This window comes from Novosphingobium hassiacum (genome assembly GCF_014196055.1).
Lineage (GTDB): Bacteria > Pseudomonadota > Alphaproteobacteria > Sphingomonadales > Sphingomonadaceae > Novosphingobium > Novosphingobium hassiacum.
Map to the genome: position 1 here is coordinate 925015 of NZ_JACICY010000001.1, position 20402 is coordinate 945416.

A 20402-nucleotide genomic window follows, 5' to 3' on the forward strand; every position below is an offset into this window, starting at 1 on the left:
GCGCGACCTCGCCAGGCGCATGTTGTTCGCAATCAGAACAGACGCGCCCCTGGCGACACGTCGTTGTCGGGCGAGAAGAGAACGACATTCCCTTCGCTGTCGGGAAACCCGACTGTGAGAACCTCGGACATGAATTTGCCGATCTGGCGTGGAGGAAAGTTGACCACGGCGGCGACCAGCTTTCCCAGCAAATTTTCCGGATCGTAATTGCCGGTAATCTGGGCCGATGATTTCTTGATACCGATGACGGGGCCAAAATCGATCGTCAGCTTGTAGGCAGGCTTGCGAGCTTCGGGAAACGCATCGACGGTAATGATCCGTCCAATGCGGATATCCACTTTCAAAAAATCAGCGAAGGTGATCGGTTCAGCGGCAGGTTCATCTGCACGATGGTCAATGTGCATCCGGCGCGCCTAGCAGGACTTTGAGCATCCGAAATATGCCGGATTGCCGAACAGCTGCGCCCTGCCCTCGCGCCGTATCATCGCCCACGCACTCCAGACAATAAGCCCGCATCCCGCCACCGCCGACCAGTCGCGTGACGTCAGCCTCGACCCGCGCCAGCAGGCCCTGCTGCTGCGCTGCCAGCGCGCCGACCAGGTCGCGCGCACGCCCCTCCGGCGCTGCTCCGGTTTCCATCTGCTGGAGGAACGCGACAAACGGGCTGGCCTCGGTTTCGACGTATTCCGCGTGCCACTCCTTCGCGTCTGCCTTCTTCGCCGCCCAGGCAACGGCATCATCCAGTCCGCCGAATTCATCGACAAGACCAAGCTGGCGCGCGGTCCCACCATCCCAGATCCGGCCCTGCGCGATCTTGTCGACATCGGCAGCGCTCTTGCCGCGTGCCTTGGCGACGTAGCCCAGGAACAGCGCATAAGTCCGCTCGACCTGGCCCTGCAGTACCGCCTCGACTTGCGGGCTGAGGCCGCCGAGCAAGTCCGGCTGTCCCGACAGACCCGTCGTGCGGACCTGTTCGGTGGTCACGCCGTATTGCGGCAGCGTCGCCTCGAACGTGGGGATCACCGCAAACACGCCGATCGAGCCGGTGATCGTGCTGGGTTCGGCGAAGATGCGCTGGGCAGGCGTAGAGACCCAGTACCCGCCGCTCGCCGCGACGCTGCCCATCGAAACCGCGACCGGCAGCCCCTTGGCGCGCACGCGTTCGACCGCCGCGCGAATCCGTTCCGATGCCATCACCGATCCGCCGGGCGAATCGACGCGCAGGACCATCGCCGCGTAATCATCGCTCTTGGTCACGCTGTCGATCAGGTCGGCAATGCGGTCGCCGCCTGCAGTCCCCGGTCCGGCATCGCCATCGACGATCTCGCCCGCCACGGTAACCACGGCGACGGCCTTGCCCTTCGTCGGCGCGGGCTTGTCAGCGAGATAGACGCGCAAATCGGTCTTCTTGAACGCGCCGAGCGGGCCTTGCGTGTCCGCCCCGACCAGTTCGGCAACACGCTGACCGAAGGCCACCCGATCACCCACGCGATCGATCAGCCCCGATTTCACCGCAGCCTGCGCCGCATCGCCACCGGCATCGGCAACCCATTTGGCCGGGTCGGTCAGCGCCAGCGTCAGGTCCGCCTTGGGGCGCGCGCGCTTCACATCGTCCTGCCAGTTCTGCCAGATCGGCTGGAGCACGGCATTCAGCGCCTCGCGCGATTCGGGCGAGCTTTCGGCGCGGGTGTAGGGCTCTACCGCGCTCTTGTAGGCACCGACCTTGAACACGTGCGCCTTGACCTTGAGCCGATCGATCAGGCCCTTGTAGAATATCTGCGTCCCGCCCGGACCGCTGATCGCCACGCCGCCCATCGGATCGACCCACGCTTCGCTGGCATGGGCCGCAAGCTGGACCGCATCGTCGGTATAGATCAGCGAGCGCACCAGCACCGGCTTCTTGGCAGCCCGAACCTTGTCGAGCGCGGCACCGATGTTGGTGATCTGCACCGACGATCCGCCGCCAAACTGTTCGAGATCGAGCACGACCGCCTTGATCCGGGCATCGGTCGCCGCAGCCTCGATCGCGCGCACGACATCACGCTCGACGTACTCGGCGACAGGTGCCTGCCCCGACAGCAACAGGTCCGTCGGCGAAAGCGTTGCCGCTTCCTCGACAATCGAACCGGTCAGCGGCAGGTACAGCGCACCATCGCGAACCATTCCGGGCGCAGGCCGGGCCGTCAGCGCGGCGTAGAGTGCTGCGAAAAACAGCAGCAGGAACAACAGGACAAGGCCATCCTTGATGGCGACGAGGATCTTCCAGACCGAACGGGCAAAGCTCATGGCGCACCTCTATTGTGGACGCCGGGCCAAAGCCAGCGGGAAACGGCTTGAGTGCTGCCCTCCCGCCCTCTAGGGAACTGGTTTCAATGACAGCTCGGAACAACCCTCAGGCAGGCCGCTACCCGGCGGGCGGCTTTGCCTACCCGCATCGCGACCTGACCGGCATCGGCCAGCTTGCCCGCCATGAGATCCTCTATCTGCTGGACGAGGCGGAACAGTGGGTCGATCTCAACCGCCACGCCCACAAGAAGACCGACCTGCTGAACGGGCTGACGATCATCAACGCCTTCTTCGAGAACTCGACGCGCACGCTGCTGTCGTTCGAGATTGCCGGAAAGCGGCTGGGTGCGGACGTGGTCAACATGCATGCCGCCACGTCGAGCGTGAAGAAGGGCGAGACGCTGATCGACACCGCGATGACGCTCAACGCCATGCGTGCCGATGCGATCGTGATCCGTCATGCCAGCTCGGGCGCAGTGCGGCTGATCGCGGAGAAGGTCGATTGCCCGGTGCTCAATGCGGGCGACGGGCAGCACGAACATCCCACGCAGGCGCTGCTCGATGCGCTGACCATGCGCCATGCGCTGAAACTGCCGATCGGGAGCGACCTCAATGGACTGAAGGTCACGATCTGCGGCGATATCCTGCACAGCCGCGTCGCGCGCTCGAACATCCTGTGCCTCACAGCGCTTGGGGCCGAAGTGCGCGTGTGCGCGCCGCCCGCGCTGATGCCTGACGAGGTCGAGGCGATGGGCGTCACGCCCATGTATGATTTCGACGCGGCGCTGAAGGGTGCCAGCGTGGTGATGATGCTGCGGCTCCAGCAGGAGCGCATGTCCGGCCAGTTCATCCCCTCCCCGCGCGAATATCGCCACCTCTACGGCCTGACGCCCGAGCGGCTGACCAAGGCGGAGCCCGATGCGTTCGTGATGCACCCCGGCCCGATGAACCGCGGAATAGAGATCGATTCGACCGTAGCCGATCACCCGACGCGCAGCCTGATCACGCGCCAGGTCGAGATGGGCGTGGCGATCCGCATGGCCTGCCTCGAAGTGCTGACACGCCGGACGCGACAGGTGCCCGGCTGGGAAGCAGCGGGAGCAGCAGCATGATCGCGGGCCCCCTGACGATCACCGGCGGACGGCTGGTCCTCGGCGATGGAGAACCTCAACCCGGTGCGCTGCGCTGCGAGGGTGGCCGAATCGTGGCGTTGGGCGACGTGACGCCACACGAGGGCGACGTTGTGTTCGACGCGAGAGGCGCGCTGGTCGCGCCGGGACTGGTGGACCTCGGCGTCTTTGCCATCGACAAGCCTGCGTTCCACTTCGGCGGGATCACGCGCGCGGCGCTGATGCCCGATCAAGGACCGCCGCTGGACCACCCGGCACGCGTGCGGTTCGCGGCACAATCGGGCAAGCCTGACTTGTGGGTCCACCCGCTGGCCGCTGCCACGCGGGCGCTGGAGGGCAGCGACCTTGCCGAGCTTGCGCTGATGCGCGACGCGGGCGCACGTGCCGTGGCGACGGGCCGTGCGTGGATCGGTGATTCGGGGGTAATGCTGCGGCTGCTGCGCTACTGCGCGATGCTCGGACTGGTCGTGGTGACCCATGCCGAGGATGCAGGCGTGACCGGCAGTGCCGTGGCAACGGCGGGCGAGGTTGCAACGCGGCTCGGCCTGCCATCAGCGCCTGCGGTGGCCGAGGCGCTGGCCGTGGCACGCGACATTGCGCTGGCCGAGGTTTCTGGATGCCACGTCCATTTCCGGCAGGTAACGACGGCATCTGCGCTCGATCTGGTGCGCACGGCCAAGGCGCGCGGCGTGCAGGTGACCGCCGGGGTGACGCCTGCGCACTTCATCCTCTCGGACCTCGAACTGGTAGGCTTCCGCACGTTCTGCCGGATGTCGCCGCCGCTCCGCTCGGACACGGATCGCAAGGCTGTGATCGCCGCAATCGCCGACGGCACGATCGACGTGATCTCGTCAGGCCACGATCCGCGCGGGCCGGAGGACAAGCGCCTGCCGTTTGCGGATGCCGAACCCGGCATGGCGGGGGCCGAGACGCTCTTGCCGCTCACGCTGACGCTGGTGCGCGATGGCGTAATCTCGATGGCGCGCGCGTTCGATCTGCTCAGCGCAAGCCCTGCGCGCCTGCTGGGCGTGGATGCTGGACGGCTGGCGGTGGGCACAGAAGCCGACCTTGCAATCATCGACCCGGTGCGGCCATGGGTGGTCGATTCGGACAAGATGGCGGCAAGCGCGGGCAACACCCCGTTCGACCGCCGCCCGGTCGAGGGCCGCGTCACCGCGCTGTTCAAGGGCGGGACGAAGATCGACTGAAACCAAAGAAGAGGAGCGCCAGGACGTTGTGTCCTTGGCGCTCCACGCGAACCCGTAATCGATTAATGCAGATCAGCGCTTGGCCATGCGCGTTTCCAGCGGGCGCTGGCCGGGAAGCCCGGCAGGACCGCTGCCGCGCAGGACGAAGCATGCACCGCCCCGTGCCTTGACCGAACCGCAAAGCGAGCTGGCGGCAGCAAGACCGTTGAAACCTGCGGCCTGTACACGCCAGAATTGGCGACCATTGACGGTCACTTGCGTGGTTACGTTGCGGTAGCCCGCGAGCGCCGGATTGCGCGCGGCGAAATGGCGCCATGCACGGCGCGCGCCTTCAGCGCTGCCGAATGACCCAAGCTGGACGAGGTGCGTACCCTTGCCCACAGCGACAGGCGCAACGGCCTTATGGGTCGGCGCTGCGGCGCGGGCTGCATGGGTGGTCTTGGCTGCGGGCTGGTAGTACGGCGCGGCCATCGGCTGCGGCGAAGACGCTGGCATGTCGATCATCGCGAGCTGGTCCTGCTTCGGCTGCGACGAAGCGTCCGAAAGCGAGGGCTGCGGCGCGGCAGTGGCTTCCGTGGCAGGCAATTCCTCGACGGCGGCTTCGGCCAGCGGCTCGGCGCGGGCTGCAGCTTGTGCAGAAAGCTGCCGCTCGCCGGGGAAATTGGCAAGGGCGAGCGCGGCTGGCTGGCCCTTATCGGCGCGCAACGGCACCGAAAGCAGCCCGGCGACGCGATCGCGCGTCAATTCGGGCTGCCCCATCATCGCCCACTGCTCCATGCGATTGCCGAGTTCGGCAGCGGGAACGTCCTGCGCGGCCATCGCGCGCGCTTCGCGCCAGTAACCGCCCATTGCATAGGCAAGCGCGAGATTCTGGCGCACCTTGACGGTGTTTTCACCGCCCCGCACCGCTTGCGACAGCACAGCGATACCTTGGGCAGGCTGACCTGCCAGCGCGAGCGCCAGACCGTAATCCGACGCTTCGAGGCTGTCGCGATACGAATTGAGCGTATCGATCGCTTCGGCATGGCGGCCCAGCGCGACATCGGCGAGCGCAAGGCTCAGCGCGGTGCGGCTGCTGTCCTCGCCAAGCTCCATCGCCTCGTCATAAGCCTGACGCGCCGATTCGAAGCGCCCTGCCTTGAGGTAGGTATTGCCGAGCAGCACACGATAGGCCGCGTTGCGCGGATCGGCGAGCACCGCCTTTTCCGCGTTGTCCACAGCCACCTTCGTGCTGCCACCATTCAGAGCGGTCTGCGCCGACGACGCGAGCTTTGCAGGCCGATTGCTTCCGGCGGCGCAACCGGTGAGGATTCCGGCGGCAAGTGCGGTCGACACGATCAGCCGCGCGGCGCGACTGGGGGCGAAGGTGGAGAGAAGTTCTTTCATTCTTTCAGGTCCTTCGATCAATCAGTTACGGACCGCGCGCTTGGCGAGGTCTTCGATCCCGGGCAGATCGGCTAGAAAGCGGTCGAGCGCCTCGATCACGAGGCCTTGAGCACTGCGCCCTTCGAGCGTGCAGGCAAGGCGCAGGCGCAGGTGGCGATAGTTGTCGAGCCGCAGGGTAAAGGCAGCCTTGCGGCCCTCCTGCAGCGCCGAACGGACGGCCTTGCCGCCCTTGGTGCGCTGTGTCCTGACGGGGTCCGGCACCTGCATCTGCGTGACGGCAGCGGCAAGGTCTTCGATCTGCTTCACGATCGCAGGCGGTTCGGCATGGGCGGCGGGCACGAAACCTTCCTCGCCCATGTCATTCCAGCCCAGATCATCCTGCGTCGCCGCCGGCAGTGCGCCACCCATCGAAACGATGACACGGCTCTGCTCTTCCGCGCTCAAAGCCAGTTGCGGACGCATGGCAGGACGCGCCGCACCCTTGCGGGCGAGCAGCGCGGGGGACAGCGAGGCCAGCGGCTTGGCTGCGCTCATCAGACGATCTCCCTCACGAACCCGCAACGCGGCGGCCAAAGCCGCCCATCGGACGAGCCGCACCGCCATTCATCGGGATCGCCGCCGCGGCTTGCGGGACGGCGAACACGGTGCGGCGGAAATTCTTTTCGAGACGCTCGGAAATGTAGGTCCACAGTGCGGTGACTTCGCCTGCCGACTTGCCGCCCGGATCGCATTCCATGACGGTGCGACCATCGATCATCGAGGCGGCAAAATCGGTGCGCTGGTGCAGGGTGATCGGTGCAACGGTGCCGTGCTGCGAAAGAGCAACGGCTGCCTCGGCGGTGATCCGGGCCTTTGGCGTTGCTGCGTTCACTACGAAAATCAGCGGCTTTCCGGCGCGGTCGCACAAGTCGACCGTGGCACCGACTGCGCGCAAGTCATGCGGGCTGGGACGGGTGGGGACGACGATCAGTTCGGCAACCGAAATCACCGACTGGATCGCCATGGTGATCGCGGGCGGCGTATCGATAACCGCCAGCTTGAACCCCTGCTGGCGCAAGATTGCGAGGTCGCTGGCCAGACGGGCCACAGTGGTCTGCGCAAATGCTGGGAATTCGGCCTCGCGCTCGTTCCACCAGTCCGACAGGGAACCTTGCGGATCGATGTCGATCAGCACGACCGGGCCAGCGCCCGCTCGCTGGGCCTGGACGGCGAGGTGGCCAGACAAGGTCGTCTTGCCCGAACCACCTTTTTGCGATGCCAATGCCAGTACGCGCAAAGTCAAACCCCTCGAAATCGATAACTCGTGGAGACGGATTCGCAGAATGGGTTGAAATTTTGGTTAAGATGCACGGCTCGTCGCATTGGCAGACCTGCCGAACGAGGCTAGCCGTGGGTTTTCCCCTGCGTAATAGCCGCTAAGACTTCGCTAACGCCTCGTTGACTATACGCTTCCAGACAGACGACCGGTTTTGATCCGGCAACAGTCCGGGTTGCAGGACTACGCTCATTAACGAAACAGGACGGGTGTTTCTTGCCATGGCACATCTCAGGCATGTTGTGACATTACCGCTGGGGTTCGCGCTGGCTTTGGCTGCCGCTCCGGCATCGGCCGACGTAAAGACCGGCGTCGATGCCTGGTCGCGCGGCGAATACGAGCTTGCGATCAAGGAATGGCTCGGCCCTGCCGCCAAGGGCGATGCCGATGCGCAGTTCAACATGGGCCAGGCCTACAAGCTGGGCAAGGGCGTGACGCTGGATATGAAGCGCGCCGAGGCATGGTACCGCAAGGCCGCCGCGCAAGGTCATGTCAAAGCGGCGGACACGCTCGGACTTGTGTTGTTCCAACAGGACCGCAAGACCGAGGCGTTGCCGTTCATTCAGGCCGCAGCCGAGCGTGGAGAGCCGCGCGCGCAGTACATCCTCGGGATCGCCCACTTCAACGGCGACCTGGTCGGCAAGGACTGGGTCCGCGCTTATGCGCTGATGAGCCGGGCGTCCGCCGCAGGGCTCGAACAGGCGACACGCAGCCTTGCCACCATGGACGGGATCGTCCCGCTCGAGCAGCGTCAGTTGGCAATGTCACTTTCGGCCGAACTCGAACAGAAAGCGCAGGAAAATCGGTCTCGCCAGTTCGCAGCCGCTGACCTTGGCGTAAGGTCGGCACCGACCGCGCCATTGCGCCCTGCTCAATCGGGCGCGCCGCTGGAACGCACCGAGTTGCCGCCATCGACCCGCTACAATCCGGCGCCACCCTCCGTTCCTTCCGGTCCGGTTACTGCCGGTGCCGACTTCGCCAACCCGGTCACCATGCAGCAACCCAAGCGTATTGCTGTTGCCCCGGCGCTTCAGACCAAACCACCTGCCAAGCCCGCGGTGGTGCCTGCGCCCAAGCCGACTGCGCAACCCGCCGCCAAGCCGCGCATGGCGGCCCCTGCGCCCGCTCCTGCCGCAAAGGGCAACTGGCGCGTGCAGCTTGGCGCGTTCGGGGTGAAGAGCAACGCCGATAGCCTCTGGGCCAAGGTCAGGGGACGGGCTGAGCTTGCCGGACACGGCCGGATCGATCTGGCTTCGGGCAGCGTCACCCGGCTACTGGCGGGCGGTTTTGCTACACTGGCCGATGCGGACAAGGCTTGCGCAGCGCTCAAGTCTGGCGGGTTCACTTGCCTGGTGGTAAGGCCCTGATGGCTTGGACCCGGACCTTCCCCCCACCCGCATAGAAGCGATAGATTTCCTGCGCGGCGTTGCCGTGCTGGGGATACTCGCGATCAATGTAACCGGGTTTTGGGGACCGTCGCTGGCGACGTTTTCGCCCGCGATCCCTGAACTCGACCCAGGCGGAGTAACTTGGTTCGGCATTGCCTTCGTCATCTTCGAAGGCAAGATGCGCGCGATGTTCAGCCTGCTGTTCGGCGCAAGCATGGTCCTGTTTGCGCAAGCAGCCGAGCGCCACGGCCATGACCCCGACATCGCGCAACTGCGCCGCCTTCTGTGGCTGGCGCTGTTCGGCTACCTCCACTTCGCATTGCTATGGTGGGGCGATATTCTGTTTCCCTATGCGCTGTGCGGCCTCGGCGCACTTGCCCTGCGCCGGGTGCAGCCCGCAGGCCAGATATTCATCGCGCTGTCGATCTATCTGTTCTCGCACGGGATCGACGCGCTGCTATCGCTTCCCGGACTTATCGCTGAGCAGGGCGTGCTGGGAGGGAGCGCCCTACCCTCCGACATGGCGGAACAAGCGGGCATGATGGCGCGGATTTCCGATTCGGTTGGGGCCGATACCTCCATATTGAATGCCGGGTTCGTCGAAGCGGTCCGGCTGAAACTATCGCATTCTGCGCTGCAGCCACTGGAAGTTACTTTCGGCACCTTCACCGAAACACTGCCGCTCATGCTGATCGGCATGGCTCTGCTGCGGAGTGGGCTCTTCACCCGATGGCCCACCCGGCGTCTGGCCGCGAGCGCGGTCGGCGGAATAGTGGTGGGCGGAGTGCCGACGCTGCTGTGCCTCCAATGGCTCGCCGCACACGACTGGCCGCCACGCGCGATGTTCGCTGCCATGCAGGCGGGTATGGCGGTGCCGCACCTGCTGATGGCGCTCGGCTACGCTGCGGCATTGCTCGTGCTGTTTCCGCTCATCCGCAATGGCTGGCTAGGGCAGGCGCTCGCAGCGGCCGGGCGTTGTGCCTTCACCAATTACATCGGCACCAGCGTGCTGATGAGCGTGATCTTCTGCGGCTGGGGGCTTGGCCTCGGCCCGGAATTGCCGCGCGTCTGGCTTCCGGCTTTCGTTCTGCTCGGCTGGAGCGCCATGCTCGTCTGGCCGCGCCACTGGCTGGCCCGATACGGCCAGGGCCCGCTCGAAGGTTTGTGGCGGAAACTAGCGCTGCCGCGGCGCGCATAGTTCCTTCCAGTCCATCGCTCGCACCGGCCCATGCCGCAGATTCGCCAGCGCCTTGTCGGCCAATTCGAGCATCGCCCGCGCGCGCCACTGCCGCCACGCCGGAATGCGCGCCTCGCCGATTGGAAACGACGACGCTCTCGCAGGCCCCAGCAACCGCGCCTCGAAGTCGGCAATCAACGCAGCGTTGCGCACGACAGCGACGATATCGCTGCTGGTGCGATGCGAGGCGAAGTTGAAATTGCTCGATCCCAGCACCAGCGTATCGCCGTCGATCAGCAGAGCCTTGGCGTGAGTCATTTCAGGCAAGAGGCGCAAGTGGATCCCGGCAGGACCCGCCACGCCTGCAAGGTAATCGCGGATCACCGGCTTGTTGTTCGGTGCCGGGCTGTAGATCGTGACTTGCGCCCCGTTCCGCGCGGCCTGCGCCATCGCACCGACGAACGGCATCGTCGGATAGGCGCTGACCATCTCGACCGAACGGCGCGCACTGGCGACAAGATCGATCAGCGGTTGCATCAGCCGGTCGTTGCTGTCGCCGTCGAAGCACACCAGTTCGATATCGCCGAACGTCCCGCTGACCCCGCGCGGCGTCCCTGCCCAGTCATTGTCGAAGTCACGCACCAGAAAGTCCGCGATCTCCTGGTCCTCTATCCGCAGCATCAGGTCAGCCCACGCAAAGTTGTGGTCTGAAAAGTTGATTCCGCCGATGTGCGCGACATCGTCCATCACGAGCAGCTTCTTGTGATTGCGCAAGGGGTAACGCAACAGATGGCCGAGCACCGGGTTCGTCACCCGCACGGGCACCCCCGCCCCATTCATGGCATCGAACATTGCCAGCGTCGCCCGCGCCTCCGCCACCACCTCGGCCGGTCGGAACGGCAGGGGCAGCATCGTGTCGTTGATCACGTTGCGACTGTAATCGTCCACCAGCACCCGGCGGGATGCCGCATGTGATCCAAGGATCGCGTCGGCAACCGACCGCCCCGCCGCGTCGGCTTCGAACGTCATCGCCTGCACCGCGACGCGCGAACTCGCCGCAGCCAGATCGGCGCTTGCCTGCGCCCAGAACGCAGCTGATCCCACCAGCAACTGGTAACGGCCTGTCGATCCGGTCATGGATTACCCCCCGAAAGTGCCCTTGCCACCAAACCGTTTTGCTGTCGACGGCCGCCTACCGGGCAGCGTTAACCCTGTTTGGAAACGCATGTGAACCCCCGCGTCCCGTGCCGGGACGCCGCATTTTGCGGACTCGCAACCCCCAGATTTAACGCTTATTCCTTTACGCGAAGGAGCGACGTAGCGATGACCAAGCCGAACAACCTCTGGGCAAAGCGCTGGGTGCGGTTGCCGCTGGGTTTCGTGGCGACGTCGCTGGCCTCGCTTCTCGCGTTCCATGCCGGGCAGGATATCGCCGAAGTCGCGTTCGGCAATGGCGTGGCCGAAGCAGCGCCGATGGTCTCCGCCGCGCCCAAGCCCGCCGCCGCGACCGCGCTCGCGGCAAAGCCGGTCGATGGCCCGTTCGTGGTCAAGTCGATCCTGCCGATCGCCGAGCCGATCAAGTTCGGCAAGTTCTACTGGGACGAAACCCGCGCGCCCGCCTCCGGAGCGCTGGTCGTGACTGTGGACCTCGAAGCGCGCGTCATCAGCGTCTTCCGCGATGGCCACGAGATCGGCGCGGCTGCCATCCTCAAGGGCTATGGCGACAAGCCGACGCCTACCGGGATTTTCCCGATCACCGAAAAAGACGCCGACCACGTCTCGAACATTTACGACGCGCCGATGCCCCACATGCTGCGTCTGACCAACGACGGCGTGTCGATTCACGGCAGCAAGGTCGAAATGGGCTATGCCACCAACGGCTGCGTCGGCGTACCCGATGAATTTGCCCGCAACCTGTTCAAGCTGGCAAAGCTTGGCGACAAGGTGATCATCACCGACGGCAAGAAACTGACTGTCGGTCAACCGATCCTGACCGGCGACCACGCCAACTAAGTCAGATCAGTTTTATGCCATTGCGGTTGTACCGCCTGCACCGGATCTCTAGGCGGAAGCTATGAGTATTCTGGCAAAGGTTCAGCTTGCGACCAACAACCTCGATCGCAGGCTCTGGCTGGCGCGCACGGCAGCGGTCGTCGGCGCAGTCCTTCTCGGCTTGGTTGCGATCGTCTTTGCGCAGGCCGGCGACTTGGCCCAGCATGCTTTCGCGCGCGCATTTGCCGCACATCCCGTTCTGGCGTCGGCCCTGACTCCGCTCATGTTCGTAACGGTCGTCGGGCTGACCCGGCGCTGGTTCCCCGAAGCGCGCGGCTCGGGAATTCCGCAGGTCATGGCAGCCGGTCACAAACCCGATGCAAGCGCCAATGGCCCGTTGATCTCGTTACGCACGGCGGCAGCGAAGTTCGTAGGTACGCTGTTGATGCTGCTTGGCGGCGGTGCAGTCGGTCGAGAAGGCCCGACGGTGCAGATCAGCGCCGCGCTCATGGTTGCGGTGCATCGCTGGCTGCGCGTGCCGATCAACGCCGGCGTCATCATCGCAGGTGGTGCCGCGGGCGTCTCGGCAGCATTCAACACACCGCTGGCAGGTGTCGCCTTCGCGATCGAGGAACTGGCGGCAGCGTTCGAGCAGAAGGTCGCGCTGATGGTCATGGCTGCGGTAATGATCTCGGGCCTCGTCAGCCTCGGCATCGCCGGGGACTACGTTTATTTCGGTGCCATGACCCGGCATCTGGCAATACGCGAGATTGCCATTTTTGCGCCGCTGATGGGTCTGCTCGGCGGTCTGGCGGGAGGTGCGTTTGCGCGCGCACTGGTGGCTATGGCAACGTCCGAGCACCCACTGCTTGCCCGCGCACGTGCCCATCCGATGAAGCTGGCATTGGCCTGCGGCATCGTGGTTGGCGGTCTCGGCCTGATCAGTGGTGGCGTCAGCTGGGGCACGGGGTATGAAACCACCCGAAACCTGCTGAGTGGCGGAGAGGCGCCGATTGCTTTCGGGCCGACGAAGTTTCTTGCGACACTGGCAACCGCGCTCAGCGGAGCCCCTGGCGGCATTTTCGCACCGTCCCTCTCGGTGGGCGCAGGCATGGGACAACTGGTGTCGCTCGTGGCGACGGGTGAGCCATCCGGGGCGCTCGTGCTGCTCGGTGTCGCGGCATATTTTACCGGCGTGGTACGCGCACCGCTGACTGCGGTCATCATCGTGACGGAGATGACCGCAGATCGTGCGATGATCATTCCGCTATTCATTGCCGCGCTGATTGCGGACTGGGTGAGCAGCAAGGTCTGCAAGACCAAGCTCTATCATGCACTCGCACAAGGCTTCCGTCCGGCGCCTGCACAGCAGCCGATCGCATGACAGGCCCACCGGCCTGCCGGAAGGCGAGACCGGTCACACAAACGCTGCGTTTCGCCTGATCATCCCTGCGATCGCGTGGAAATTGGCGGCAGCAGGGCCCGCTAGTGCGGCCAATACCGCGTTGCCTGTAGGCTGACGGCAGGAACCAAACACCGGGTGACGCGGTTCCGGAAGGGCGCGGGCGCCCCGCCGTTTGCGCGATAAACCCTCAGGAGAAGCACAATCGGGAATACCACCGCCCTATTATCGCGTCCTCCCCACGTGGTTCTTAACAACGCCACGCTCTTTCTGGACCTTGATGGCACGCTGTTCGATTTGGTCGACAGGCCCGACGATGTCCGTGCTGATGCACATATCCATAGGCTGCTGGAGCGGCTCCTGAACCATCTGAACGGCCGACTTGCGGTGGTCAGCGGCCGCTCTCTGGCACAGATCGACAGGATGCTCGGTGCAACTGCCAGCGATCTGTGGGTCTCAGGCAGCCATGGCTGCGAGCGACGCTGGCAGGGCGTGATCGAATGTCCGCCAAGGCCCTCTGCACTGGATGACGCGGCGGCGCAGTTCCACGCCTTTGCGCACGACCGACCGGGTGTGCTGGTCGAGGAAAAGAGCCTCGGCGTTGCCTTGCATTACAGGGTTACCCCGCAGGCAGAGACGGCAGCTCTCACCTTGGCGCGGGAACTGGCCAACCAGCACGGCCTCCTTCTCCAGCACGGCAAGATGATGGCGGAATTGCGCGTCGGCAGTGCAGACAAGGGCAGTGCCATTCGCACCATGATGTCCCGCCCGCCAATGCCCGGCACAATTCCGGTGTTCGCAGGCGATGACGTGACCGATGAGCCGGGATTTGAAGCCGTACGCGATCTTGGCGGGCACGGTATTCTGGTGGGCGAGCCACGACCTACCGCAGCCAACTATGGGCTGAGTTCCCCGACCAACCTTCGCGAATGGCTTTGGGGAGTGTTGCCATGAGCGTTTCGCTGGATCTGTGGCCAATCGGCAATTGCCAGGTTTCGGCACTGATCGACACCGCTGGAAAACTGGTCTGGGGCTGTGTGCCGCGGGTCGATGGCGATCCGTTCTTTTCGGCGCTGTTGGGGGGAGACGAACCCGCCAGCGGGCTGTGGGCCATCGATCTGGAAGATCGGGTCGAGACAAGCCAGTCCTACCTCAGAAATACCCCGATCCTCGTGACGCGCCACCGCGATGCCAATGGCGGCGAAATCGAGATCGTGGACTTCTGCCCTTATTTCCAACGCAATGGCCGTACTTACCGGCCCGTGGCGTTTGCGCGGATCGTGCGGCCCATCGCCGGATCCCCACGCATCCGAGTGCGGTTGCGGCCGACCTGTGGCTGGGGCAGCGAATGCGGCATCAACGTCGGCGGGTCAAACCACATCCGCTACTTGTCCGGCGCGATAACGATGCGGCTGACCACCTCTGCGCCGATCGGTCTTGTCGCAGAAGAGCGCGCCTTTCGCCTCGAACGTGCACAGCACTTCTTCCTTGGCCCGGACGAGAGTTTCGGTGGCAATCTTGCCGAAACGGTCGAGCAGATGCTCGACGCGACCGCAGCCGAGTGGCGCGAATGGGTGCGCGGTCTTGCCACACCGGTAGAATGGCAGGACGTGGTGATCCGTTCCGCCATCACGCTCAAGCTTTGCCAGCACGAGGAAACCGGTGCGATCGTAGCCGCGCTGACGACGTCGATTCCCGAGCACGCCGGTTCGCAACGGAACTGGGACTACCGCTACTGCTGGATCCGCGATGCCTACTATACCGTGCAGGCGCTCAATCGGTTGGGCGCGCTCGACGTGCTCGAAGGCTATCTCGCCTACTTGCGCAACATCGTCGACAACGCGCGTGGCGGACATATCCAGCCGCTTTATGGCGTTCTCGGCGAAGCCACGCTCCACGAGCGCATTGCCGAGGATCTACCCGGCTATCGTGGCATGGGGCCGGTGCGCGTCGGCAATGCGGCTTATTCGCAGGTCCAGCACGATGCCTATGGCCAGATCGTGCTGTCGAATACCCAGGGGTTCCTCGACCAGCGCCTGCTGCGCATCTCTGGCGTCGCCGATTTCGAGGCCCTGGAAAAGGTCGGCGAGCGAGCATGGGCGCTGTTCGACAAGCCCGACGCCGGCCTGTGGGAGTTGCGCACCCGCCAGTCGGTCCATACCTATTCGGCAGCGATGTGCTGGGCGGCATGCGACCGACTCGGCAATGCGGCACAGGCGCTCGGTCTCGATGAACGCGCAAGCTTCTGGGGTCAGCGCGCAGCAGACATCCGCGAACGTATCGAGCAAGCCGCGTGGCGCCCCGATAGCGAACGCATGTCCGCCACGTTCTCGGGCGACGATCTCGACGCAAGCGTCATCCAGTTGCTCGACCTGCGTTTCCTTGCGCCCTACGATCCGCGCTTCGTCTCCACGCTGGAGGCGATCGAACAAGGTCTGCGCCGCGGATCGCACATGCTGCGCTATGCTACCGAAGACGATTTCGGATTGCCGGAAACCGCGTTCAACGTCTGCACCTTCTGGCTGATCGAGGCGCTTTACCTGACCGGCCGCAGCGACGAGGCGCGCGCGCTTTACGAAGAGATGCTGACCCGGCGCACGCAGGCTGGCCTTCTCTCCGAAGATATCGACCCCGTGAGCGGTGAACTCTGGGGCAACTATCCGCAAACCTACTCGCTCGTCGGCCTGATCAACTGCGCTGTCCTGCTGAGCAAGCCCTGGAACAGCGTACGATGAGCAGGCTCATAGTCATATCCAACCGCGTGAGCGCAGGTGGAGGCGCGCAGGGGGGACTTGCCGTTGCGCTGTCTGCAGCCTTGCGTGAACATGGTGGCATCTGGTTCGGCTGGTCGGGCAAAGAGACGAACGAATTCACCGGCCATATCAATTTCGAGCGCGTCGATGGCGTCACCACCGCCACCGTCGATCTCGAGGAGCAGGACATCGAGGAGTACTATGACGGCTACGCCAACCGCACGCTCTGGCCGTTGTTTCATTACCGCATCGACCTCGCCGAGTACGAGCGCAGTTTTGCCGACGGTTACAGGCGCGCGAACGAGCGATTTGCCGACACGGTTCTGCCACTGATTGAACCCGATGACCTTGTCTGGGTTCAGGATTACCACATGTTTCCGCTCGGCAAGGAACTCCGGGCACGCGGCCTTGGCAACCGCATAGGGTTTTTCCTGCACATCCCTTGGCCACCGCGCCGGCTGCTGGCGACCCTGCCCGAGGCGCGGACCTTGACTGAAGGCCTGCTCGACTACGACCTGATCGGCTTCCACACCGACGAATGGCTGCAATCGTTCGGTGATTACGTGAAGCATGACCTCGGCGGAACGATCGATGACGACGGCTGGCTTACGGTGGGCGAGCGCCGGGTGCGGCTGATCGCCTGCCCGGCCGGTATCGACGCCAAGGAGTTTGCTGCCCTGGCCGCCAGCGAAAAGGCCAAGGAAACGTATGAACGCGTTCGGCGCAGTGCCGTCGGCCGGACATTGATCGTCGGCGTCGATCGGCTGGACTATTCGAAGGGACTGGAGGAACGCTTTCTGGGCTATGAAAGGTTTCTGACCGAGCATCCCGAAGAGCGCAAGGAAGTGACGCTGCTCCAGATCGCACCGCCCTCGCGCGGCACTGTCGACAGCTACCAGCGCATTCGCAGTGCTCTCGAAGGGCTGGCCGGGCGGATCAATGGCGCGCACGCTGGCCTCGACTGGGTCCCGATCCGCTACGTCAACCAGGGCTACACGCGCGACATGCTTGCCGGGGTCTACCGTGCCAGCAAGGTAGGCCTTGTTACACCACTGCGCGACGGGATGAACCTTGTCGCCAAGGAATACGTCGCGGCGCAGGATCCCGAAGATCCAGGCGTGCTGATCCTGTCACGGTTTGCCGGCGCGGCCGAGCAGATGACTGAAGCGCTGCTGGTCAATCCCCACAGTGCAGAGGAAATTTCCGACGCTCTGGGCCGGGCTATCGCCATGCCGCGCGACGAACGCATCCGGCGCTGGCGCACGTTGATGCAGGGCGTTGAAGAACATGACGTGATGTGGTGGTCGAAGCGATTTACCGATGCCCTTCAGGCCTGCGACGTTCATAGCACCGCGCACGATGAATCACCGCACGGCGCTCACTAACCATCGGCGCCGCTCTTGATAATGTGCGCTGAGACGGGAGGGTGGCGTGGATCAGGCCGCCCATTGCGCTACCTCAGTCCGTAGCGCGCGTACTCCTGCACAAGGCCGGGCATGACCTTTCGGAAGTAGGCAAGGTCGGTCTTGGAATCGGGTTTGCCCATGGCGTTTGCAATCCACGCCCGGACATATTGCGTCGAAACCTGTCCCGGCGCGATCTTTAATGCCGCTTCGGCATCCGCGAGCGCTGCGATGAGGTTGCCGCTGGCGATTCCGGCCATCGCTCTACTGTCGAGCACAGCAGAAGCATTGGACGCCCTCTCCACCGCCTGGTTGCATACTTGCATCATGCCTTCGGCGCCGATGCGGAAGCGCGCGCGATACCAGCAAGAGGCGTTGAGCAACGAAGTGTCGCCCGGCTTTTCCTCGATCAGCGCGTCGATCTCCTTCAGGCCATCCGCACCTTTCCCGGTATAGGCCAGCACGTCCGAGCGAACCTGCACCACCGCACTGTGCTCGTCCCCCATGTCGTCGTACTCGGCGAGCAGCTTCAGGGCTTCCTCGCCCTTGCCGGCATAGCCGAGGGTATCGGCCAGGGTCAGCGCAGCGTCGACCGACGGCGAGAGCTTCAACGCCTCGCGAAAGTCCGCGATCGCAGCGTCGACCCGGCCAAGCTGCCGCTTGAGAGAGCCGCGGCGTGTGTAGCTTGCGGCATCGGGTTCGATCGCAATGGCCTTGTCGTAATCAGAAATCGCGCCTTCGAGGTCGTAGATTCCACCGCGAAGGCTTGCGCGGGCAACGAGTGCGGTCCCCTGCTCCGCTACGGGTTCGCGAGCGATGGCCTGCGCATACGCCGCCTCGACCGGTGCCAACCGTGCCTTCAGTCCGGCGGACTGGTAGCGCCATGCCCGCGCGGCGGTGACCGGCGCGGTCAGGAACGGCGTGGTGTTCTTCAGCCGGAGGGACTTGGCCCTCTCGATCGGGATGTCGGCGGCGGGCAACTCACCACCGAGCGCCGCGTGGTCCTCGGACACGACCAGCCGTTGACCTTCGAGCAGGCCCTTTCGCGTCACCGTCGTGCCGGCAACGATCGCTTCGTAGTCGGGCTTGCCGCCCAACTTGAATCCCGGCTCGTCCACCGGCAACAACACTTCCACTTCCTCGCGCATGCGGCGCGCGGAGCCGAGATCGACCGGAAGCGTCTTCCAGCTCGCGCGGCTGCGGTCGAAGTCGAAGGAGTCACTGGCGCTGGCAAGGGCAGAAAGGTCCATCCGCTTTGTGCCATCGCGGCTGCCAAACTGAGTGGTCACGATCCCCTTGACGGCGATCGTGGCCATACCGGTTTCGGGATCGAAGCTCATGTCGCCGTCGGTCACCAACCCGCCGTTCTTTGACAGCGTGCTGAAAATCGAACCCCCGAAGGATTCGATCATTTGCTTTTTCTGCTCGGCACTCGCCTGCCCCAGCGCGGCGCCCATGTTGCTGCCGAGCATGCCGGAGAGCGTGGTCGTCGCCGTCACCAAGGCGGGAATGTCGATCCCGGCGCGTTGGTCGATTACCATCTTGACGACAACCATCGGCACCTGCGGCACGCGCGGCGTGATCGCCATCAGCGGAGCACCATCGGCGCGGATCGGCAGAGCGTTGCGGAAGGGCGGGACATCGCCGAGCGTGGCGAGGCGCGTGCCGGTGGCGGTGCCATCGAGCCAATAAGTCTCGCCCGCGATCTCCGCCCGCACGATTACGTGATCGAAGGCCGCAGGCATCGGCAGCGAATCCGGCACGGCATCCCCGGTCCGGCTGTTCACCGCGACGACTTCGGCTTTGATCCCGATCGCTTCGAGCAGCGAGAGCAGCAACAGCGACTTGGCCTTGCAATCGCCGTAGCGCGAAGTCCAGGTCTGGGCCGGAGCCTGGGGCACATAGTTGCCGCCAGACATGCCGTTCATCAGGTAGCTCACCTGATCCTGCACGAGGCGCGTGGCGAGCGCGGCACGGGTCAGTGGATCGGAGCTCTGGCCCACGATCTTCGCCACTTCTGCGGCCAACGGACTGCCCTGCGCAATCGCATCTTTCGTGGAATAGAGCGGCGCAAACACGCGCGAGACCTCTTCCCAGTCAGCGAAGGTCGTCGCCTCGAGCGATGGCGGGCGCGTGAAACGCGACGGCACCCCCTGCGGCATCTCCTCGCGCTTGGGCAATGGAAGTGGGACGGAGACGCTATGCCAGCCGTCCTTGACGATCTCATGCGGGCTGCCCGCCGCTGGCCCCGCCTGCCACTTCACTGCCATGCCCTCGGGCCACGAGACGGTGGTGCGCGCAAATCCGGCTTCTACCGGCAGGGTCAGCAATGTGCTGTCGATCTGCACCTTGCCCTGCAGAGCCTTGTCGCGCGTCGTCTGGCTATAGGCGATGCGCAACACATCCCCAACCTGAAGGCCGGGTATGGCGAGTGTTGCTGTCAGCATGCCATCGATCTGGCGCTGTTCCAACCCGCGTTCGCGACGCAACACTTCGTAGCGCGCGCCGCCCTTGAGCACGTCGATCGCCTTGCCCGCGCGCAGGATCTCCACCCGATGCACGGTCAGGTCGCCCTTGTCGGGCATCCACGAAGCCGTGCTCGTCCCGCTCTGCGTCAGCGATTCCGGGCTACCGAGCTTGAAGGCCTGATCGACATAGACGTTCAGCGTCTCGCCCTCGATCCGGTGTTGCACATCGAGCAGCGTAAGCGCCGTGTTCGACGCGGTATCGATCTTTGCCGTTTCGCGAACTTCGGCCCACTTCGGAGCTGGGCCATAGAGTACCGTATCGCCGGCAAGTGCCGGTGCAGTCGTGGCAAGAAGACCAATGACAAACGACGCGAATCTTGCGGCCACGCATACCCCCTGCACTCACAGCGTTAGGTGCCTCCTAATAGATGCGCTGGCAACTGCAGTTCAGGCTGGCTGCACAGCCTTTATGCAGGACAGCCCCACTTTGGCGT

16 protein-coding genes are annotated in these 20402 nt (G+C 64.5%); 9 read left to right on the forward strand and 7 right to left on the reverse strand.

Annotation, left to right across the window (positions count from 1 at the left end; translation table 11 throughout):
* Positions 1–32: 32 nt before the first annotated feature.
* On the reverse strand, positions 33–404 hold the full coding sequence (locus GGQ88_RS04535) for a tRNA-binding protein (protein ID WP_183611867.1): 372 nt from the start codon (positions 402–404) through the stop codon (positions 33–35).
* The gene (sppA, locus tag GGQ88_RS04540; protein WP_183611868.1) at positions 394–2286 is read right to left on the reverse strand and encodes a signal peptide peptidase SppA; all 1893 of its coding nucleotides are present in this window, start codon (positions 2284–2286) and stop codon (positions 394–396) included. Before sppA ends, GGQ88_RS04535 begins: the two co-directional genes overlap by 11 nt.
* Positions 2287–2372: 86 nt before the next feature.
* Here sppA and GGQ88_RS04545 point away from each other — a divergent pair, with 86 nt between their 5' ends.
* Complete coding sequence (locus tag GGQ88_RS04545) at positions 2373–3398, forward strand: aspartate carbamoyltransferase catalytic subunit (RefSeq protein ID WP_183611869.1); 1026 nt, start codon at positions 2373–2375, stop codon at positions 3396–3398.
* Complete coding sequence (locus GGQ88_RS04550; protein ID WP_183611870.1) at positions 3395–4624, forward strand: dihydroorotase; 1230 nt, start codon at positions 3395–3397, stop codon at positions 4622–4624. Before GGQ88_RS04545 ends, GGQ88_RS04550 begins: the two co-directional genes overlap by 4 nt.
* A 72-nt stretch (positions 4625–4696) precedes the next feature.
* Here GGQ88_RS04550 and GGQ88_RS04555 read toward each other — a convergent pair whose 3' ends face one another.
* Genes GGQ88_RS04555 through GGQ88_RS04565 form a run of 3 tightly spaced genes read right to left on the reverse strand, consistent with a single transcriptional unit; the run spans position 4697 to position 7286 of the window.
* A complete protein-coding gene (locus tag GGQ88_RS04555) occupies positions 4697–6010 on the reverse strand; it encodes an SPOR domain-containing protein (RefSeq protein WP_183611871.1) in 1314 nt (437 codons plus the stop codon).
* A 21-nt stretch (positions 6011–6031) separates the two neighbouring features.
* Positions 6032–6544: a hypothetical protein gene (locus tag GGQ88_RS04560; RefSeq protein WP_183611872.1), complete on the reverse strand. Its 513-nt coding sequence runs from the start codon at positions 6542–6544 to the stop codon at positions 6032–6034.
* Positions 6545–6557: 13 nt separating this feature from the next.
* A complete protein-coding gene (locus tag GGQ88_RS04565) occupies positions 6558–7286 on the reverse strand; it encodes a ParA family protein (protein WP_183611985.1) in 729 nt (242 codons plus the stop codon).
* Positions 7287–7546: 260 nt separating this feature from the next.
* Here GGQ88_RS04565 and GGQ88_RS04570 point away from each other — a divergent pair, with 260 nt between their 5' ends.
* Both GGQ88_RS04570 and GGQ88_RS04575 read left to right on the forward strand, forming a co-directional pair.
* Positions 7547–8692: an SPOR domain-containing protein gene (locus GGQ88_RS04570; RefSeq protein WP_183611873.1), complete on the forward strand. Its 1146-nt coding sequence runs from the start codon at positions 7547–7549 to the stop codon at positions 8690–8692.
* A 4-nt stretch (positions 8693–8696) separates the two neighbouring features.
* On the forward strand, positions 8697–9911 hold the full coding sequence (locus GGQ88_RS04575; RefSeq protein WP_183611874.1) for a DUF418 domain-containing protein: 1215 nt from the start codon (positions 8697–8699) through the stop codon (positions 9909–9911).
* On the opposite strand, the gene GGQ88_RS04580 is transcribed toward GGQ88_RS04575, so the two are convergent.
* Positions 9888–11027: a phospholipase D-like domain-containing protein gene (locus GGQ88_RS04580; protein WP_183611875.1), complete on the reverse strand. Its 1140-nt coding sequence runs from the start codon at positions 11025–11027 to the stop codon at positions 9888–9890. The genes GGQ88_RS04575 and GGQ88_RS04580 overlap by 24 nt on opposite strands.
* A 186-nt stretch (positions 11028–11213) precedes the next feature.
* Between GGQ88_RS04580 and GGQ88_RS04585 the strand changes: the two genes are divergently transcribed.
* The 5 genes from GGQ88_RS04585 to GGQ88_RS04605 all read left to right on the forward strand — a co-directional run bounded on the left by GGQ88_RS04585 (position 11214) and on the right by GGQ88_RS04605 (position 17422).
* The gene (locus tag GGQ88_RS04585) at positions 11214–11903 is read left to right on the forward strand and encodes a L,D-transpeptidase family protein (RefSeq protein ID WP_183611876.1); all 690 of its coding nucleotides are present in this window, start codon (positions 11214–11216) and stop codon (positions 11901–11903) included.
* Between the two features lie 61 nt (positions 11904–11964).
* Positions 11965–13266, forward strand: a complete 1302-nt coding sequence (locus tag GGQ88_RS04590; RefSeq protein WP_183611877.1) for a chloride channel protein — start codon at positions 11965–11967, stop codon at positions 13264–13266.
* A 261-nt stretch (positions 13267–13527) separates the two neighbouring features.
* A complete protein-coding gene (gene otsB / locus GGQ88_RS04595; protein ID WP_343057083.1) occupies positions 13528–14238 on the forward strand; it encodes a trehalose-phosphatase in 711 nt (236 codons plus the stop codon).
* Positions 14235–16019 (forward strand): glycoside hydrolase family 15 protein, encoded by a 1785-nt coding sequence (locus GGQ88_RS04600; RefSeq protein ID WP_183611878.1) that lies wholly within the window; start codon positions 14235–14237, stop codon positions 16017–16019. Before otsB ends, GGQ88_RS04600 begins: the two co-directional genes overlap by 4 nt.
* Positions 16016–17422 (forward strand): alpha,alpha-trehalose-phosphate synthase (UDP-forming), encoded by a 1407-nt coding sequence (locus GGQ88_RS04605; protein ID WP_183611879.1) that lies wholly within the window; start codon positions 16016–16018, stop codon positions 17420–17422. Before GGQ88_RS04600 ends, GGQ88_RS04605 begins: the two co-directional genes overlap by 4 nt.
* Positions 17423–17490: 68 nt before the next feature.
* Here the strand turns inward: GGQ88_RS04605 and GGQ88_RS04610 are convergent, their stop codons facing one another.
* The gene (locus tag GGQ88_RS04610; RefSeq protein ID WP_183611880.1) at positions 17491–20295 is read right to left on the reverse strand and encodes a DUF3857 domain-containing protein; all 2805 of its coding nucleotides are present in this window, start codon (positions 20293–20295) and stop codon (positions 17491–17493) included.
* Positions 20296–20402 lie beyond the last annotated feature (107 nt).

Bases quoted from the DNA above. Each gene is read 5' to 3' on its own strand.
- GGQ88_RS04580 (WP_183611875.1), bottom strand. From the start codon at position 11,027: ATGACCGGATCGACAGGCCGTTACCAGTTGCTGGTGGGATCAGCTGCG.
- GGQ88_RS04535 (WP_183611867.1), bottom strand. From the start codon at position 404: ATGCACATTGACCATCGTGCAGATGAACCTGCCGCTGAACCGATCACC.
- GGQ88_RS04560 (WP_183611872.1), bottom strand. From the start codon at position 6,544: ATGAGCGCAGCCAAGCCGCTGGCCTCGCTGTCCCCCGCGCTGCTCGCC.
- GGQ88_RS04545 (WP_183611869.1), top strand. From the start codon at position 2,373: ATGACAGCTCGGAACAACCCTCAGGCAGGCCGCTACCCGGCGGGCGGC.
- GGQ88_RS04555 (WP_183611871.1), bottom strand. From the start codon at position 6,010: ATGAAAGAACTTCTCTCCACCTTCGCCCCCAGTCGCGCCGCGCGGCTG.
- GGQ88_RS04600 (WP_183611878.1), top strand. From the start codon at position 14,235: ATGAGCGTTTCGCTGGATCTGTGGCCAATCGGCAATTGCCAGGTTTCG.
- GGQ88_RS04585 (WP_183611876.1), top strand. From the start codon at position 11,214: ATGACCAAGCCGAACAACCTCTGGGCAAAGCGCTGGGTGCGGTTGCCG.
- GGQ88_RS04550 (WP_183611870.1), top strand. From the start codon at position 3,395: ATGATCGCGGGCCCCCTGACGATCACCGGCGGACGGCTGGTCCTCGGC.
- GGQ88_RS04570 (WP_183611873.1), top strand. From the start codon at position 7,547: ATGGCACATCTCAGGCATGTTGTGACATTACCGCTGGGGTTCGCGCTG.
- sppA (WP_183611868.1), bottom strand. From the start codon at position 2,286: ATGAGCTTTGCCCGTTCGGTCTGGAAGATCCTCGTCGCCATCAAGGAT.
- GGQ88_RS04590 (WP_183611877.1), top strand. From the start codon at position 11,965: ATGAGTATTCTGGCAAAGGTTCAGCTTGCGACCAACAACCTCGATCGC.
- GGQ88_RS04605 (WP_183611879.1), top strand. From the start codon at position 16,016: ATGAGCAGGCTCATAGTCATATCCAACCGCGTGAGCGCAGGTGGAGGC.